This window comes from Pseudoalteromonas sp. MMG010 (assembly GCF_018100905.1).
Taxonomy (GTDB): Bacteria; Pseudomonadota; Gammaproteobacteria; order Enterobacterales; family Alteromonadaceae; genus Pseudoalteromonas.
In genome coordinates this window covers 185,964-204,392 of the sequence record NZ_JAGJEG010000004.1, presented here as the reverse complement: position 1 = coordinate 204,392, position 18,429 = coordinate 185,964, and the positions used below count along the sequence as shown (strand labels likewise).

General features: G+C 40.2%; 17 protein-coding genes. 9 read left to right on the top strand and 8 right to left on the bottom strand.

What is annotated here, in order from left to right; translation table 11 throughout:
* The first annotated feature begins 6 nt into the window (after positions 1-6).
* The 9 genes from J8L70_RS06960 to J8L70_RS06920 all read left to right on the top strand — a co-directional run bounded on the left by J8L70_RS06960 (position 7) and on the right by J8L70_RS06920 (position 9,082).
* On the top strand, positions 7-621 hold the full coding sequence (locus J8L70_RS06960) for a cytochrome c (protein WP_211054811.1): 615 nt from the start codon (positions 7-9) through the stop codon (positions 619-621).
* 17 nt (positions 622-638) lie between these two features.
* Positions 639-1,133 (top strand): RidA family protein, encoded by a 495-nt coding sequence (locus J8L70_RS06955; RefSeq protein ID WP_211054810.1) that lies wholly within the window; start codon positions 639-641, stop codon positions 1,131-1,133.
* 125 nt (positions 1,134-1,258) lie between these two features.
* Positions 1,259-3,907 carry a TonB-dependent receptor gene (locus tag J8L70_RS06950; protein WP_211054809.1) on the top strand — a complete coding sequence of 883 codons (2,649 nt, stop codon included), beginning with the start codon at positions 1,259-1,261 and terminating at the stop codon, positions 3,905-3,907.
* A 189-nt stretch (positions 3,908-4,096) separates the two neighbouring features.
* Positions 4,097-4,576 carry a CreA family protein gene (locus tag J8L70_RS06945; protein ID WP_211054808.1) on the top strand — a complete coding sequence of 160 codons (480 nt, stop codon included), beginning with the start codon at positions 4,097-4,099 and terminating at the stop codon, positions 4,574-4,576.
* Between the two features lie 5 nt (positions 4,577-4,581).
* On the top strand, positions 4,582-5,358 hold the full coding sequence (locus tag J8L70_RS06940; protein ID WP_211054807.1) for a hypothetical protein: 777 nt from the start codon (positions 4,582-4,584) through the stop codon (positions 5,356-5,358).
* A 7-nt stretch (positions 5,359-5,365) separates the two neighbouring features.
* The gene (locus J8L70_RS06935) at positions 5,366-5,995 is read left to right on the top strand and encodes a LysE family translocator (RefSeq protein ID WP_211054806.1); all 630 of its coding nucleotides are present in this window, start codon (positions 5,366-5,368) and stop codon (positions 5,993-5,995) included.
* 30 nt (positions 5,996-6,025) lie between these two features.
* The gene (locus tag J8L70_RS06930) at positions 6,026-6,520 is read left to right on the top strand and encodes a gamma-glutamylcyclotransferase family protein (protein ID WP_211054805.1); all 495 of its coding nucleotides are present in this window, start codon (positions 6,026-6,028) and stop codon (positions 6,518-6,520) included.
* Positions 6,521-6,542: 22 nt separating this feature from the next.
* Positions 6,543-8,084: a serine hydrolase gene (locus J8L70_RS06925; RefSeq protein ID WP_211054804.1), complete on the top strand. Its 1,542-nt coding sequence runs from the start codon at positions 6,543-6,545 to the stop codon at positions 8,082-8,084.
* Between the two features lie 80 nt (positions 8,085-8,164).
* Positions 8,165-9,082 (top strand): histone deacetylase family protein, encoded by a 918-nt coding sequence (locus tag J8L70_RS06920; protein WP_211054803.1) that lies wholly within the window; start codon positions 8,165-8,167, stop codon positions 9,080-9,082.
* On the opposite strand, the gene J8L70_RS06915 is transcribed toward J8L70_RS06920, so the two are convergent.
* The 8 genes from J8L70_RS06915 to dusB all read right to left on the bottom strand — a co-directional run bounded on the left by J8L70_RS06915 (position 9,079) and on the right by dusB (position 18,201).
* Positions 9,079-9,372 carry a DUF4144 family protein gene (locus tag J8L70_RS06915; protein ID WP_211054802.1) on the bottom strand — a complete coding sequence of 98 codons (294 nt, stop codon included), beginning with the start codon at positions 9,370-9,372 and terminating at the stop codon, positions 9,079-9,081. The two genes, J8L70_RS06920 and J8L70_RS06915, sit on opposite strands and share 4 nt — an antisense overlap.
* 15 nt (positions 9,373-9,387) lie before the next feature.
* Complete coding sequence (locus J8L70_RS06910; protein WP_211054801.1) at positions 9,388-10,197, bottom strand: DUF2797 domain-containing protein; 810 nt, start codon at positions 10,195-10,197, stop codon at positions 9,388-9,390.
* A 107-nt stretch (positions 10,198-10,304) separates the two neighbouring features.
* The gene (locus tag J8L70_RS06905) at positions 10,305-12,815 is read right to left on the bottom strand and encodes an EAL domain-containing protein (protein ID WP_211054800.1); all 2,511 of its coding nucleotides are present in this window, start codon (positions 12,813-12,815) and stop codon (positions 10,305-10,307) included.
* Positions 12,816-12,922: 107 nt separating this feature from the next.
* Complete coding sequence (gene purD / locus J8L70_RS06900; protein ID WP_211054799.1) at positions 12,923-14,206, bottom strand: phosphoribosylamine--glycine ligase; 1,284 nt, start codon at positions 14,204-14,206, stop codon at positions 12,923-12,925.
* A 14-nt stretch (positions 14,207-14,220) separates the two neighbouring features.
* On the bottom strand, positions 14,221-15,042 hold the full coding sequence (locus tag J8L70_RS06895; RefSeq protein WP_211054798.1) for a class I SAM-dependent methyltransferase: 822 nt from the start codon (positions 15,040-15,042) through the stop codon (positions 14,221-14,223).
* 110 nt (positions 15,043-15,152) lie between these two features.
* Complete coding sequence (purH, locus tag J8L70_RS06890; RefSeq protein ID WP_211054797.1) at positions 15,153-16,739, bottom strand: bifunctional phosphoribosylaminoimidazolecarboxamide formyltransferase/IMP cyclohydrolase; 1,587 nt, start codon at positions 16,737-16,739, stop codon at positions 15,153-15,155.
* A gap of 179 nt (positions 16,740-16,918) precedes the next feature.
* Positions 16,919-17,209, bottom strand: coding sequence for a DNA-binding transcriptional regulator Fis (gene fis / locus J8L70_RS06885; protein ID WP_002957804.1), 291 nt, complete (start codon positions 17,207-17,209; stop codon positions 16,919-16,921).
* A 20-nt stretch (positions 17,210-17,229) separates the two neighbouring features.
* Positions 17,230-18,201 (bottom strand): tRNA dihydrouridine synthase DusB, encoded by a 972-nt coding sequence (gene dusB / locus J8L70_RS06880; protein WP_211054829.1) that lies wholly within the window; start codon positions 18,199-18,201, stop codon positions 17,230-17,232.
* Positions 18,202-18,429: the final 228 nt, after the last annotated feature.

Sequence of the window (18,429 nt, the reverse complement as noted above, 5' to 3'; positions counted from 1 at the left end):
GTTGATATGTGGCTTAAAGTTATTTTATCGGTGGGGATGTTAATGAGTGCTGCAAATATGGCACTTGCTAATGAAGCCCATACTCCACAAGGGTTAGAGTACTGTACGGTATGTCATGGTAGTCAATTAAAAGGAAATCAAAATATAGGGGCTCCTCGACTGACTTCATTACCCGCTTGGTATCTCTCTCGCCAATTAAATAATTTTCAACAAGGGGTGCGGGGTAGTCATCCAAAAGACACCACCGGAGGCGAAATGATGTCTATGGTGTCTACATTTTCTGACGAGCAAATAGCAGAAATTGTATCTTGGATTGTTTCTACCGAATCGACAAAGCCTGCGGTGAGTTTATCGGCCGATGCGCACAAAGGAGAGCAACTTTATAAAACTTGTGCAGCATGTCATGGCGTTAATGCACAAGGTAATGAAGCAATGGGGGCACCGAATATAAGCGGCTTAAACGATTGGTATATTCTCACGCAATTAAATCACTTTCGTGATGGTATTCGAGGCGGTGACGCTGAGGATATCTATGGGCAACAAATGAAAGCAGCTAGTGCAATAGTCACTACGAAAGAAGAGGCCGAAAGCCTAGCTGTTTACATCACTCAACTTAAATAAATTTAGGAATATTATTTATGAAAAAATACATTTTACTTTCTGCACTTTCACTACTTTCGGCCAGTACATTTGCCGAAACGACACGACATGCTTTACCAAATAATAGCACTTTTCCTATTTCTCGTGCAGTTGAAGTGACGCCCGATACAACCTTAATTTTTCACAGTGGCATGGTGCCGGGTCCGGTTAATGCCGAAGCAAAAAAAGGCAGCCGTGAATATTATGGTGATACGCAAACTCAGGCACTTAATATTTTTAAGCGTTTTGAGGCGTCATTTAAAGACTTGGGCGTTGATTTTTCAGACGTTATTAAAATGCAGGTGTTTTTAGTTGGTGATCCCACTATGGATGGAAAAATGGACTTTGCCGGCTTTATGAAAGCCTACACCCAATATTTTGGCACTAAAGAGCAGCCTAATAAGCCAGCTCGTTCAGCCTTTCAAATTGCCGGGTTGGCGGGAGGACCCAATATGTTAATCGAAATTGAAATGGTTATTGCAAAGCCAAAATAACGTGTGCTGATAACCGAGTAAATTAAATAATTAAATAATCGAATAATCGAATAAGTGAATAACCGAATAAGTGAATAACCGATACGAGAATTAAACTTTATATCTTATCTAGAGGAATAATAACAATGTTAAAAGATAAACCCCTCAGTAGAGCAATAAAAACAGCACTTATGGCCTGCTCCATAAGCTCCGTTACTTTTTCTTCTGCTTATGCCGCGCAAAGTGAATCTGAAGAAGGTGAAGCTATAGAGCAAATTGTGGTTACTGGTTCACGTGGTGCGCCCCGTTCGGTCGCTGATTCTCCAGTACCTGTCGATGTGTTTAGTGAAGATGATCTTAGCTCTGTTCCTTTTTCTGATACTAATGATGTACTAAAAACCTTAGTTCCATCTTATTCACTGCAAAGGCAACCTATTTCCGATGGCGCTTCGTTTATTCGTCCTGCATCGTTACGGGGGATGCCAACCGATAAAACCTTAGTGCTAGTAAACTCAAAACGTCGTCATCGTTCTGCTTTAGTACAAATTGGGGGCTCTGGCACCCAAGGTCCTGATATTGCAACTATTCCTTCGTCAGCTTTAAAAGGCGTAGAGGTTTTACGTGATGGAGCCGCCGCTCAGTATGGTTCTGATGCTATTGCAGGGGTAATAAACTTTGTGTTAAAAGATAATACTGAAGGGGGATCTATTTCGGTAAATACTGGTCAATATTACGAAGGTGATGGCGAGCAGTTTACGGTTACCGGTAATGTGGGTTTACCGCTAGGTGATAAAGGTTTTATTAGTATTTCGGGCGAATACGCTGACTCAAACTCAACATCGCGTTCTGAGCAGTATTGTGAAAGTTGGGCGTGTGTAGATGCTAATGATCCTGACTTTTTAACCGGATTAGATACGAGCTTATCGGGTTACTCTGAAGAGGCCTTTATTGCAGGTTTGGCCGATGCTAATTTAAATGGTGAAAGTGTAGTGCAGCCATGGGGACAGCCCAATACATCGGCGGCGCGATTATTTTTTAATGCAGGGTATGAAATTAACCAAGATATGAAATTTTACGCTTTTGGTAATTACTCTAAAAGTGAAGGTGATGGCGGTTTCTATTATCGTTACCCAGGCAATGGTACCATTGAGGATATTCGCCAAGAAGATGGCTCATTATACTCACCATTAGAAGAGTTTCCAGGTGGTTTTACGCCTCGATTCTTCGGTGATATTACCGATATTTCTTTAGTAACAGGTATTGAAGGGGTATTTGCAAACGAAATGACTTACGACTTTAGTGGTCGCTTTGGGTCGAATAAAATTGAATATACGTTAAAAAATACCATAAACCCTTCTTTAGGGGCTGATTCGCCGACTTCATTTAGTCCAGGGGATTTGATTAATGAAGAGCTGCAACTCTCTGCTGATTTTACTAAATATGTCGATATGGGATTAAATGCTGATGTATTGTTGGCTTTTGGTGCAACATACATGGAAGAAAGCTATGAAATTGTAGCCGGTGATGAAGCATCGTACACGCCGGGTAGTTATGCGTCACCGGATCCTTGGGGATTTTGTGATGGCGATACTGCAAGCGCAGCGGGATTGGCTGTTATTGCTAATGGTTCAAGCTTAGATTGTGCTGACTCTAGCGATCCTGTGTATACCGCAGTTGGTGTAGGCTCAAATGGCTTCCCTGGTTATTCACCTGAATATTCGGGCACTTATGAGCGCGACATGTTTGGTGTGTACTTTGATGCCAGTACTGATTTAACCGATGCTTTATTTATTCAAGGTGCGGTACGTTATGAAGATTATTCAGATTTTGGCGACGAGTTAGTCGGTAAAGTGGCATTTAAATATGCTCTTTCAGAAGATTTTAACTTACGTGGCTCTATGGGTACAGGCTTTAGAGCACCCACACCGGGACAACAAGGCACAACAAATGTATCGACTCGTTTACCTGATGGCTTACCGGTTGCAACGGGGTTATTCCCAGCATCAAGCCCTGTAGGTGAAGCGTTAGGGGCTGAAGCTCTTTCGCCAGAGAAGTCAGTGAACTATTCATTAGGGGTAACAGGTTCAGTTGACCAGCTCACCTTAACTTTTGATTATTATAGTATTGAACTAGAAGATCGCTTTTATGCGGTATCGACCAAAGAGGTATCGACCGATCCGACTTCGGGTGATGCCTATACCAACTATTTAGCACTTGAAGCCGCTGGAGTGGAAGGCGCAAATACCATTGGTGGAGTAAATTATTTCCAAAATGCATTTGATACAACCACACAAGGCTTTGACTTTGTAGCTACGTATAACTTGGGCGACACTTTGCTAACCGGTTCTGTTAACTATAATAAGACCGAAATTGATAGCTCAAAAACGGATGTATCTGAGTACTTAAATGATGAAGATCAATTTGATCTGGAAAACGCGATTCCAAAATGGCGTGGGGTGCTCTCTGCAAAGCATAACTTTGATGCGTTTTCTATTTTAGTGCGTGGTAATATTTATGGCTCATATGAAAATGCAATCGACTCAAGTGCTATCAATATTCAAAAGTACGACCCAAGTATTTTGGTTGATTTAGAGTTATCGTACGCAGTAAACGAAGCGCTTAACTTGTCTGTAGGGGCACGTAATATTTTCGATACTTATCCAGACGAAGATGGTGTTTATACTGATGATGGTGACTTAACCAAAGATGATTGTTGTGGCAATGTTTACTGGTCGAGCAATATTGTTGATTGGCAAGGGGGCTATTACTACGCACGTTTAAATTATACATTTTAAACGTATTTAAGTTTTACCTGTTTTAAGTGAAAACGGTTTGAGCTGAGTTGCTTTGCAACTCAGCTTTTTTGTGCTTTTGCGAAAAAGTGTCATCGAGCATAGTTTTTTTCATTTAACACTTATATAACGGCTATAAATTTGTTTTACTGGCTCTCATAATTGCGATTTAAGCAAAAAAGGCGGTAAAAAGTGTATTCTAAATTAAAGTTTTTATTTGTGAGTGTTGTTGTAGGGGCACTCAGTGGGTGTTCTGATGATGTGGCTTCGGTGAGTTTAGGGCTATTTACGACCAAAGATGTGGTGGTTAATTCGCAGCGCGATCCTTTAGTCACTGGGGTAACGTGCCATATTAGTCATATTGAGGCTGATTTAGATTTTTCTGACCCCTCAGATATGTCGATAGCTTGTCGGCAAACGGGGCCAATTACGGCCGAACAGTTACAAGCGATAGATCGAAGTAAGTCGGGGGAGGTGGTGTTTAAGTCCTCTAAAAGTATTTTATTTAAATCGTTAAAAGTACGTCGTATTTATGATGCTAAAAATAGTACTTTATTGTATTTGTCTTATTCGACAAAAGAGTCTAGTGGTAGCCACCATCATGCCTTATCAACTGTGCCATTGTATAATACACAAGCGTGGCAGTGGGCTAAATCTGAGCAGGATAAATAACGGATATGTTAGCATTATTTAAATCGGCTCCTTTACTTGATGATCAAGAAAAACAATGGCTGGTAGATACATTTATTTGGGCTGTAGAAAATTTCGATGCGACATTTTTTACTCAGCATACAAAAACGGTATTACCTACAGGAGAATTTTTTCCAGATTCGGTGTCGAGCATTGAACAAATGGCAAGTAAGGTATTTTCTCGTGTGAGCGAATATGCAGGAATGAGTGCTTGGCCTATACAGTTAGTGGCGCCTCAACAGTTGCAACCTCAGGTGTTTCCACATTTTGAGTTTAGTGATGCGCTTCGCGGGCCAAGCTCGCAGCTTATTGTTCCTCCAAGTCATGCGATTCATATTTCTTTTAATCCCAATCAAATTAACCAACCGCAAGATTTAGTGGCCAGTTTTGCAGGAGCGCTAAGTACTATTTTAATTCATCATGTTGGCGTATTGCCCCCAGGCGGAAAAGAATTTTTACCACAAGCGAGTGATGCGCTTGCGTGCTTTTTGGGTTTTGGAGTCATGATGAGCAATACTGTTTATCAATTTAAAGGAGGATGTGGTTCGTGTTATAACCCGTATGCTAATCGCGAAGCTAAGTTAAGCGAAACTCATACCGTGTTTATGCATGCACTGGTGTGTTATTTTAAAAATGATCACCGTTCTAAAAAGCATTTAAAGCCGCATTTGCGAAGCCAGTTTAAAAAAGCACAAAAAGAAATAAAAGCGTTGATAGCGCAAACGGCAAATCCATTATTACTTGCCTATTCGCCCGTTAATTAGGTGTATTTTGAATTATATTGATGAGTTTTTATTAATTGTTGTGGCGCACTTTTTTGCAGTAGCCAGTCCAGGACCTGACTTTGCTATTGTTTTAAAACAAAGTGTTCAACAAGGTCGGCGTAATGCACTTTGGTGCAGTGCTGGTGTTGGAGCTGCCATCTTGCTGCACATTACCTATTGTGTTTTAGGTGTTGCGGTTGTGTTATCACAATCGCCTATGGTATTTACTATTTTAAAGTATATCGCGGCAGCTTACTTAACCTATTTGGGTATACAAGCTCTGCGCAGTGCAAAACCGCAAACTATTGTTGATAATAGTACGCTGCACAAACAAGAACATACAGCCCAAAGTGTGTGGGTTGCATTTCGGCGTGGCTTTTTTACGAATGCATTAAACCCTAAGGCGACTTTGTTTTTTATGTCGTTATTTACATTAATTATTAGCAGCAGTACGCCTACTAGCATACAGATTATGTACGGTATTTATATGGCACTGGCTACTTGGGGTTGGTTTTCAATGCTTTCGTTAGTGTTATCAAAAGCAAGTGTACGTTTGTTTTTTCAACGCAGCGGTTATTGGTTTGATAGGGCTATCGGTGTGGTACTTATTGCGCTAGCTGTGCGTGTTATTATTTAAGTTATGTTTTTAAAATTTTAAAGGTGGACCATGCCAATATATAATTTTTCGTTTGGCTCAAATATGTCGTCCAATAGGTTATTAGCACGCTTACCTCAGGCTAAACGTGTTGGTACTGCTGTTTTATATGGCTATGAGTTAACATTTGATATGTACTTTCAAGATGGCTCAGGTAAGTGCAGTATTAAACCAAGTGATGTAAAAGAGGCTGTGGTATATGGGGTTGTTTATGAGCTTACTCAAGATGAAAAAGCGACCTTAGATAGCATAGAAGGAGATGGGTACGATTGTGTTGATATTACGGTATCACTTTTAACCGGCGAAACCTTTAGTGCTCATTGTTATATTGCCAATACGCATGATGATAAAATTTTGCCTTATGATTGGTATTTACAACATGTTTATCGTGGTGCGCTTGAGGCGGGTGTCCCAAAAGCATACAGCAATGCAATTTTAAATAGGCCTCATAAAATTGATAGCAATACAGAGCGAGCAGAAAAAGAGTTCGCTATTCATAAAAAATAATAATTAAAATCTAAGGATGAATATGAAGTTCACAAAATTAGCCGCTATAGCGATGTTAGCAACGACGTCTTTTGCTAGCTTTGCTGATGTTAATGCAGAAAAAATTGAAGAGGTTATTCATGCCTCTATGGCACGTTTTGATGTGCCAGGTATGGCGGTGGCTATCGTTGAAAACGATGAAGTTGTGTTTGCTAAGGGCTTTGGTATCGCTAATTTAAATACAAAAGCAGCCGTAAACAAAGACACCTTATTTGGTATTGCATCGAACACCAAAGCATTTACTTCTGCGGCTCTTGCAAAGCTTGTTGATGAGGGGAAGATTAGCTGGGACGACCGAGTTATTGATCACCTCCCTGAGTTTAGATTGTACGATGCGTATGTCACGCGTGAAATGCGTATTCGTGATTTATTAAGTCACCGTAGTGGGTTAGGGTTAGGCCAAGGTGATTTAATGATTTGGCCAAGCACCGATAAACCTATTAGTGAGATATTAGCGGGATTAAAGTACTTAAAACCAGCCAGCAGCTTTCGTAGTCAATATGCGTATAACAACTTAATGTTTGTAACCGCTGGAGAAGTTGTTGCCCGTGTTTCGGGCATGAGTTGGAATGACTATATCGAAAAAAATATTTTGCAGCCTTTGCATATGGATAACTCTCGTGCAGGGTTTTCGCGTATACCTAAAAGTAATAAAAACTGGGCGATTGGTCATATTCCGATGGATGGTAAGTTAAATCCATTCTTTGTTAATTATCTCGAAGACTTTAGAGGCGCAGGCGCTATCGCATCGAGTGCCAGCGATATGAGCCAGTGGCTATTAACTCAGCTCGACGGCGGGAAAATGCCAACAGGTGAAACCCTATTTAGCGAAAAGCAGCAAGCACAAATGTGGCACCCTCATATTACCTCAATGGCTTCAAAAAGTGCTTTTGAGGCTTACCATCAACAATTTAGAGGGTATGGCTTAGGCTGGAGTATTGAGGATTACCATGGCTTTAAAAAGCTAGGTCATGGCGGTGGTATTTTAGGTATGGTATCGCAAGTGACATTAGTCCCTGAGAAAAAGCTGGGTATTGTGATTTTATCTAACCAGCAAGCCTTTAGTGCATTATCGGCTATTACTCATGAGGTATTAGAAGATGCACTTAAATTAGATGACAAAGAGTGGGTAGAAGATTTAGCTAAAAAACATTTTGCAGGAAAAAACAAAGCTTATGCTCATGCTAAGCCTGATACTCCTGTAGATTATCAGCCGCAGTTACCTAATATTAATTACACCGGCACTTTACACGATAACTGGTATGGCGATGTCGTTGTAGAGCAGCTTGATGGTAAGTTACGTATCGATTTTACTCACACTAAGCGTTTAAAAGGAACGCTTGAGCATTACACTGGCAATACCTTTATTGTTAAGTGGGATGAAAAACTACTTGAAGCAGATGCGTTTATTCGTTTTGATCTTAACCCCGATAACCGGGTGAAAAGCGCTAAAATGGAAGCCGTGTCTACAGATGTCACCGACTTTAGCTTTGACTTTAGAAATTTAAACTTACTTGCTAAATAGTGGTTATACACCAAAGTCGCAAAGCCACCATTAGGTGGCTTTGTTATAGTGCTGACACTTATTAGTTATTGGGAGCATTTATGCGTACTGCTGTTATTTCACATCCACACTGTCGTAAGCATAAAATGAGCTCAGATCATCCTGAATGCCCACAGCGGTTAGATGCTATTTCAGATAGATTATTAGCCAGTGGTGTTGATATTGGCATTGCTCAATTGCAAGCACCAAAAGCGCAACGAGATCATTATTTATTGGCTCACAGTGAGCAACAAGTAACGCATTTTGAAAACAGCATTCCTAATGAAGGCCTTGAGTCACTCGATGGTGATACATGGTTGTGTCCTGATTCAGGAAATGCCGTAGCGCGAGCGGTTGGGGCTGGTATTTTGGCGGTAGATGAAATACTTGCTGATAAATTAGACGCCGCATTTTGTTCGGTACGCCCGCCGGGGCATCACGCGACAGGCACTGAGTCGTCGGGGTTTTGTGTCTTTAATAATTTAGCGATTGGAGTTAAGTATGCAAAAAGTAAAGGTATTCAACGTATCGCGATAGCCGATTTTGATGTTCACCATGGCAATGGGACACAAGATATCTTTTTTGCTGACGAAGATGTACTTTTTTGTTCGTTATTTCAATATCCATTTTACCCTAATACCGCTGTTGAAAATAATCATCATATTATTAATTCACCGTTAGCGATTGCCAGTGACGGTGATGATTTAAAAGCCGTTTTTTTTCAGCAGTGGCAACAAAAAATAGCCGACTTTAAGCCTGAACTGCTTTTTATTAGCGCCGGCTTTGATGCTCATTTAGAAGATGATATGGGGAGCTTAAAGTTAGTTGACGATGATTATTACTGGATCACCCAGCAGTTATGTAAAGTGGCTATGCAAAATGGCTGTAAAGGTGTTATTTCTTATCTTGAAGGCGGATATGCACTATCTGCACTTGGTCGTAGTGCAGTAGCGCATATAAAAGCTCTAAGCGAAAGTTAAATATCGAGTAAAGTAAATGCTTGGCTAGGTGTTAGTTGAGTAATTTTGCTTAAACAACAATGTCCTTCATTCGCTAAATAACGCGTGACCACGGTGGCTAATTGCACTGGCGTTAATGGCTCAACGTGTTTATTCGCTAAACTGTAATAGTGGCCTTGTGGGGTAAGTACAATAACGTGCTCTATTTCACTTGCTGTTACATTGTGAAGAAACTCGTTGCGTTGTTGTATTGTATCTACTACCTCAAGGTCATCTTGAAGAAACACGATTTGTGGAAACAGTTGATTCATATTACTTGTTCTTGTTTAGCTTAAAGTGACTTCGTACGAGGTGAACTTACGAATATTTATAACACCGGTATCAAATATTAAGTACTGACCTTTTATCCCTTGTAATACCCCAGACACTTCAGGATTTTTATCAAAGTTAAACGAGCTAATTTTAGTTGGGTAGTGATCAACGGGGAAATTTAGATCAACAACGTCTTCATTGAGTTGCTCTATAGCGGTGGCGCCAAATAATTCACTTAATTCGTTTAGTTTATCTGCAATTTGTGGAATTAACTGTGCAGCAGCGGCTTTTAAATCAATGTTTTCATTTTGCCCTTTTAGCATGTTGCGCCAATTTGTTTTATCGGCAATAAATTGCGCTAGCGCAACCTCAACTAAGCCCGACTGTAAACGCGTTTGTACTTTAAAAATAGGCAGTGCTTGCGTTGCGCCCTGATCGACCCAGCGAGTAGGGATTTGTGTATGGCGAGTAATACCCACTTTTAACCCTGATGTATTTGCAAGATACACATAATGAGGGATCATGCAGTTTTCTTCACCCCATTGCGGTTCACGGCATGTCCCTTCGCTGTGATGACAGGTTTCGGGCTTCATAATACACATATCGCAGCTAGCAAGCTTACGCATGCATACAAAGCAATGGCCTTGCGAGTAACTTTTTTTGGTTTTTTTACCACAGTTAGAACATAAGATTGTGCCACTAAAAGTAAGGGTGACTTGTTGCCCTATTAATGCGTTTAAATCAACTAGCTCATTGCCGATAGGTAGGTGATATTGAACGGGTGTAGTTAAGCTTGATTTTAATTTACGTAATGTACCTTGCATCTTCACTTTGCCCCTAAAGATGTTTAAAAGGGTAGTTTATCATGCTTATTGTTATCGTTTTAAAATTTTAAGCTCGATGTGCAAGCAAGGTTAATTGCTATAAAGCGTTAATAGCGATTAACCCATTGTAAATATTGCTCGCGTGAAATCGCTTTAGAATATAAATAACCTTGCCCCTTATCGGCTCCCATTTCTGTTAGCAGGTTATGTATTTCTTCGGTTTCAACCCCTTCAACAGTAATAGATAAGTTTAAGTTATGGGCTAAATCTATAGCTGTTTTAACGATGACCTGGTGGTTAGGGTTATTTGGTAAATCCATAACAAACGATTTATCAATTTTTAATTCACTAAAGTGGTAGTTTATTAAATAACTTAACGAGGCATACCCGGTCCCAAAGTCATCGAGTACCACTTTAACGCCTAGCTCTGCTAAGTCTTTAACCAGTGCAATTAAAGCATCTTGGCTTTCAACGAGCACTGACTCGGTGAGTTCAAATTTAAGTAGATTGGCAGGGATTTGATACTTTAATAATAAGTTTTCTACTTTTTCGGCAAGGTTGTTTATTGATAAGTTACGAGCACTTAAATTTACACTAATACTATGATCGAGCAGGTTTGCTTGCGAAAAATAATGAATGTCTTTACATGCGCGTTCGATCACCCATAAAGAAAGCTCATTAATAACCCCGGTATGCTCTGCAAGCAAAATAAGCTCTTCAATAGATAAACTAGAAAACTCGTCGCTTGGCCAGCGTAACAGTGCTTCAGCCCCCATTACTTGATTATCTGATATATTTATTTGTGGCTGATAATACAGTGCCAGTTCGTCGTGCTTTATGGCCTGCTGTAATCGAGCTGCTAATGTAATATCCATATCTAAATTAGCGTTGTGTGATGACATCGCTATTTTAGACATATTTAATTTAGCATTTTTTAATGCGGAGTAACCTTGTTTTAACCACATTTCAAAATGATTAAATGCAGGGGAGTGACACACCCCGGCTTGATAGCTTAACTGTAAATCTAAACCTTCAATTTCATAGCGTTTAGGCAGGTGTTTTAATATCTTTTTTAGTTGAACTTCAAGTCCTTTAAGGCTTTGTGTTTTTGTTGAAATACAGGCAAATACGCCGCTGCCTAAATCAGCTACACGGGGGCTTTTCTCAAAATCAATATCTAGATTAGTAAACTCACGTTCGTGGCTTAGCAGTTGTTCTAAGTGTTCGGCTATATAGCGTATTAAATTACACCCTTGAGTTGAGGTGATAATTGTATTTAAAGAGTTAAAGTGGCTAATTTTAATTAAGCATAATGTGGTGGCGCGATTTTGTGCTTGTAAGTTCATAAAAGCATGTTTTAGTTTAGCGCTATTGAGTAACTTTGTTTGCTGTGTGTGGGTGGCATGATATAGCGCACGCTCTCGTTGATAACGAACGCGATCAGCCAATGCCATGGCCATAAGCACGACTTCACATAAAATGGCCATTAGAAAAGCGTGGCGAGTTGTAAAGCTATAAGGGATTGCTCCAGTAAGCTCAATAGGTTGTATTGCGGCTCCTAAAATAAGCGGGACCCATGAAATAACATAAAATTTAGCCCACCTAAAGCCACTGCGTAATTTATGGTAAATTAAAATAATACACACAATATATAACAGAACCATGATGACAAAGAAAATAGGTGCGGCAATATATTCAACAATAAATAAACTACTGATTGCCAGTATTACCATCAGCCCTAGTAACGCGAGACTCAGTTTATAACGCCAACATTTATCTTTATGATAGCGTAAAAACATGGTGCAAAAGGCGAGGGTAAAAAAGGCAATGGTATAATTAAAAAATATAATTTGGTGATGAATAAATAACTGCCATTCTAATGGCCATAAGTAAAAGCCATAGCCTAATACTGCACCAAGTAATGTAATCGCACTTAGAATATAACCAATATAAACTAAATAGACGCGGTCTTTTATTCCAAAATACAATACTAAATTATAAAGTGCTGCCATCAACAATACACCGACAAATACGCCCCAAATTCCAGATTGCGAACGCAATAAATCTAAAAATTCTTTATCTCTGTAGAGAATAACGGGAGTTTTACTAATCCCTATGGTATCTACTTTAATCAATAAACTGCGCTGAGCTTTCGCTTTTAAAGCGAGTTCTATATGAGGGACGCTATATTGGAATAACGTTAATTTAGGCTCTTTATCACCAAGATGGTGGGTTTTTATGATCTCGTTGTCGGTATTAAGCTCGTAAACAGTCAGGTGATCAACCATCGGGTTATCAAAATGGCTTACGATATTTTGTGTGTTAGCCCCTCTATTTTTTAAATTTAGCTTTAACCAGTAATTTTGCCTTTCAAAGCCCCAAGGAATTGTTGTAAGAGGTTTTTGAGTAAATTGGTCAAACTGTGAGATTACGTGTTTAACACTGAGCTCTTTTGATGGATCTATAAAGTAAGATGGGATTATATTAATTGGGGTGGTTTTATCTAATGTGTACTTAGTTGGCATGACTAAATAAGGTATAATAGTACCAATTATAAATAGAATAAAAAGTAAAATAACAACAGCGAGTGTGTGAAATTTTAGCGTTTTTATGTCCATTACTAATGTACTCCTTTTAGGTCAGCCCAAATAAGTGTAGCACTAAAAAAGCGCAGATGAACTGCGCTTAAGTTATTAACTTTACTGGTTGTACCAATATTAGAGTATTACTTCTCGCGAGCAATCGCTCTATAAGCTATATCAGTACGGTATTGCATGCCTTCCCAGTTTATTTCATTTACCAGTTCGTAAGCACGTTGTTGAGCTTGTGTTACTGTATTTCCAAGTGCGGTAGCACATAAAACACGGCCACCGGCAGTGAGGACACTATCACCATCTTGTTTTGTCCCAGCATGAAACACTTTTTCATCTGCAGGATAGTTAACTTTAAGACCGCTAATAGCATCGCCTTTAGGGTAGCTATCTGGGTAGCCTTTAGCCGCTAACACAACGCCCACTGCAGCTCGAGGGTCAAATTTAATGATTGTTTTATCTAATTCAACTCGATTTGCGGCTTCAATTAGCTCAACTAAATCTGATTGTAGGCGCAACATCATTGGCTGAGTTTCGGGATCGCCAAAACGACAGTTATATTCAATAACTTTAGGGGTGCCAGAGCTGTCAATCATCAAACCCGCATATAAAAAGCCGGTATATGGATGGCCTTCGCTTGCCATACCTTCTACGGTTGGGTAAATAACTTCGTTCATTATGCGCTGGTGGATTTCATCAGTGACCACTGGGGCAGGAGAATAAGCTCCCATACCACCTGTATTTGGGCCTGCGTCACCATCAAATGCACGTTTATGATCTTGGCTGGTCGCAAAAGGTAATACATTTTTACCATCGACCATTACGATAAACGAAGCTTCTTCGCCTTCTAAAAACTCTTCAATAACAACTCGACTACCCGCTTCACCAAATGCATTGCCAGCAAGCATATCGCGGATTGCATCTTCAGCTTCTTGCTCAGTCATGGCAACGATAACGCCTTTACCTGCTGCTAAGCCATCAGCCTTAATGACAATTGGCGCTCCTTGTTCTTTTAGGTACGCTAATGCAGGCTCAATTTGTTCAAACGTTTGATAGTCTGCAGTTGGAATCGTGTGGCGAGCTAAAAAATCTTTAGTAAAAGATTTAGAGCCTTCTAATTGTGCGGCACCCGCCGTTGGGCCAAATATAGCCAAGCCATGTTCACGGAATTTATCAACTACACCCAATACTAATGGGACTTCAGGGCCAACAATCGTTAACTCAACCTTATTTTGTTGAGCAAAGTTTAGTAAGCCATCTAGGTCTTCTACATTAATAGCGACATTTTCTAATTTTGGCTCAAGGGCTGTACCAGCATTACCTGGTGCAACATATACAGTGTTAACTCTAGTGTTTTGAGCGGCTTTAAACGCAAGTGCGTGTTCGCGGCCGCCGCTGCCAATGATCAATACATTCATGGCGAATATCCTATTTAAAGCGGTTTCTTAAATTTCAGCGTCATTCGGTCACTTTCACCAATCGCTTTATATTTAGCAGCATCTTGCTCGCCAAGTCTTAAGCTAGGTGGTAAGGTCCAAACCCCTTTTGGGTGATCGGCTGTATCTTTTGGATTGGCATTTACTTCACTGCTTGCAACTAATTCAAATCCAGCTTGTTTAGCAAGGTTAACAACATAACTTTGTTTCATATAACCTGACGTTTTTTGATCTTCATCAGCACGAGTTTCGGCTAAACGGTGCTCAACAACGCCAAGTGTACCACCTGGTTTAAGTGCTTTATAAAACGCTTTAAAGGCACTCAATGCGCCCGTTTTATCTTTACCCATGTACCAGTTATGTACATTTCTAAAAGTAAGCACCATATCTGCAGTGCCTGCGGGAGCAATGTCTACATGGGTTAACGGTAGAAATTCAGTTATTTTTACTTTACTAAAACGCGCATCTTCAGCCACTTTACTTTTAAAACCCGCAAGAGAGCGTTGGTAAAAACCAACTGAAGAATCACTTGGGTAATGTGCGGCATAATATAAACCGTGGTCTTTTAAAGTGGGTGCTAAAATTTCGCTATACCAACCACCGCCAGGAGATATCTCTACCACGGTCATTGTTGGCTTTAATCCAAAAAACGAAAGGGTTTCAATAGGGTGACGATATTCATCTCGTGCACTGTTTTTAGCGCTACGTTCGGTTGATTGAACTGCTTGTTCAACGTTTGCGCTATGATTATGGCTGATAGCCATTGTTGAAGTCATAGCAAGTGTAGCTACAAAAAGTGATTTAAGTACAAATTTCATCGATTGTTCCTTCACATTATTAGTTTATAAATTAGCGTAATGAATAGTCAGAATACGTGAATCGGTTGCAAACAAAAAGGGTTAAACATGATGTTTAACCCTTTTTGTGATTAGTGGCGGAAGTGACGCATGGCGGTAAATACCATTGCCATGCCAGCTTCATCAGCTGCGGCAATCACTTCTTCATCGCGCATTGAACCACCTGGTTGAATGACAGCAGTAATACCCGCTTGCGCGGCAGCATCGATACCATCGCGGAATGGGAAAAAGGCATCAGATGCCATTACCGAACCAGGGACTTCTAGATTTTCGTCTGCGGCTTTAATACCTGCTATTTTAGCAGAGTATACGCGACTCATTTGTCCGGCACCGACACCGATCGTCATACCATCACGGGCGTAAACAATCGCATTAGATTTTACAAACTTAGCGACTTTCCAACAAAATAGTAAATCTTTAAGTTCTTGCTCAGAAGGTTGGCGCTTAGAAACAACTTTTAAGTCGCCTTGAGTGACCATGCCTAAATCACGATCTTGAACTAAAACACCTCCATTTACGCGTTTAATATCGTGTCCTGTTGCTTTGCCGTTCCATTGTCCGCATTCTAGTAAACGCACATTCTTTTTCGCTTCTACAATTTTAGCTGCATCGCTTGAAATGCTCGGTGCAATAATCACTTCTACAAATTGACGATCTACAATTGCTTGTGCTGTCGCAGCGTCTAACTCGCGGTTAAAAGCAATAATGCCGCCAAACGCTGAGGTTGGATCGGTTTTAAATGCACGTTCGTAAGCAGTTAAAATGTTATCGCCAATAGATACGCCACACGGGTTTGCATGTTTAACAATTACACATGCTGGTACGTCAAATTCTTTAACACACTCAAGTGCTGCATCGGTATCGGCAATATTATTAAACGAAAGAGCTTTACCTTGTAGCTGAGTTGCTGTTGCAACAGAGGCTTCGCTTACATCGTTTTCAACGTAAAAAGCAGCATCTTGATGCGAGTTTTCACCGTAACGCATATCTTGCTTTTTAGTGAACTGCATATTGATAGTGCGCGGAAATTTAGTGTCTTCAGCGGCATCAGCGGTGTAATCAGGAACCATTTTACCAAAGTAATTGGCAATCATACCGTCGTATTGGGCTGTATGTTCATAGGCTGCAATAGCTAAGTCAAAACGGGTCTTGTAGGTTGTAGAGCCATTATTGCTTTGCATTTCGCTAATCACACGATCGTAATCACTTGCGTTGACCACAATAGTGACATCTTTATGGTTTTTAGCCGCAGCACGTACCATTGTTGGACCGCCAATATCAATATTTTCTATGGCATCTTCAAGGCTGCAGTTTTCTTGAGCGACTGTATTCGCAAAGGGGTATAAGTTAACTACAACAATATCGATAGCTGAGATGTTATGATTTTCCATTACATCTTCATCTTGTCCACGACGTGCTAAAATACCGCCATGAATTTTAGGGTGAAGTGTTTTTACGCGGCCATCCATAATTTCAGGATGCCCCGTGTGATCTGACACTTCAGTCACTTTAATGTTATTTTCTGCAAGTAGTTTGCAAGTACCGCCAGTTGATAAAATATCAACACCTTGCGCTTCAAGAGCACGGGCAAATTCAACAATACCGGTTTTATCAGACACACTTAATAGTGCGCGACGAATAGGACGATGTGTATCCATTGTAGTTTAATTTCCTCAGTTAATGAGCTAGCTTAGAAGCGCATATTTTAACTGAATATTGATGAAAAAACGATGTTTAAAGGGTCTGATGGGGGATTTTTAAGTTGATTTTTTTACATATAAAAAAAGCACCCGTAGGTGCCTTTTTAACATTTACTATTATTAAGTAAATGCGGGTATTAGTTCATACCGTATTTTTTAAGCTTTTTACGTAAAGTACCACGGTTGATACCTAGTAAAATAGCAGCACGAGTTTGGTTGCCACGTGTGTAAGTCATTACTTCTTCAAGTAATGGTGCTTCAAGCTCAGAAAGAACAAGGTCATATACATCTTGCACATCTTGACCGTTAAGCTGTTTCAAATAGTGGTGAACAGCTTTTTTCACTGCATCACGCAATGGCTGCGGTTTCTCGTGTGACTGAACATGAGGGTTAGTGATAAATGGAGAAGTCACGTTTTGTTCGAACATTGTTTATATCTCTTTCTTTCTTAGTTAGCTGCTAGTGTTTTAAAGTATTGCTCTAATGCATCAACCTGTGCTTGTGGGTTATCTAATGCATTAAATACTCGCCTAAACTGACCGTCACTGTCATGGGTTTGCAAATACCAAGTTACATGTTTGCGAGCGATCCGCGCTCCCATTGGTTCACCGTAAAACGCATGGAGATTAGTTAAATGCTCCATTAAAATACTGCGTACCTCTGAAATAGCAGGTGGCTGTAAGTGCTCTCCAGTTCGCAAATAGTGGTCTATCTCCCTAAAAATCCAAGGGCGACCTTGGGCGGCTCGACCAATCATAATGGCATCTGCACCCGTATAGTCCAAAACCTGCTTTGCTTTTTCGGGTGATGTAATATCACCGTTAGCGACAACAGGTATAGACACTGAACGTTTGATATCCCTAATAGTGGCATATTCAGCTTCACCTTTGTACATACACGCACGTGTGCGACCATGTACAGCAAGTGATGCTATGCCATAACGTTCAGCTATGCCCGCAATCTTTACACCATTACGGTTATCCTGATCCCATCCTGTACGGATTTTTAGTGTTACAGGTACATCTACCGCTTCTACAACGGCAGCGAGTATCTCTTCCACAAGTTCAGGAAACTGTAATAAAGCAGAGCCTGCGAGTTTCTTGTTCACTTTTTTAGCTGGGCAGCCCATATTTATATCTATGATCTGCGCGCCATTACTTACATTGAATTGTGCAGCCTGCGCCATTAACTCAGGATCAGCACCTGCAATTTGCACAGAACGTATTCCCGATTCGCCACTGTGATCCATGCGGTTCATCGACTTTTCAGTTTTCCACACTCTAGGGTTTGACGATAGCATTTCAGAGACAGCAAGCCCCGCACCTAAGCGACGACAAAGTTGTCTAAAAGGTCTATCTGTAATGCCCGCCATTGGCGCAACAATTACGTTATTCTCTAGTTGGTAGTTACCTATACGCACTTTATTCAATTGACCTCTTTTCAAGGGGCGCTAAGTTTACGGTTTTTTTAGTAAAAATCAAAGGCTATAAATTGAACAAAAGTGTTTTTTTTTGCTTTTTTCGTATTGACATTTGATAACCGCATGAAGATACACTTAATTTGTTTGAAAATTAAGCATCCTTAATTTGCGTGAGTAAAAAATAAATAATTTATAAACTGTAAAGAAATAGTAAAGCCTGTTAATTAC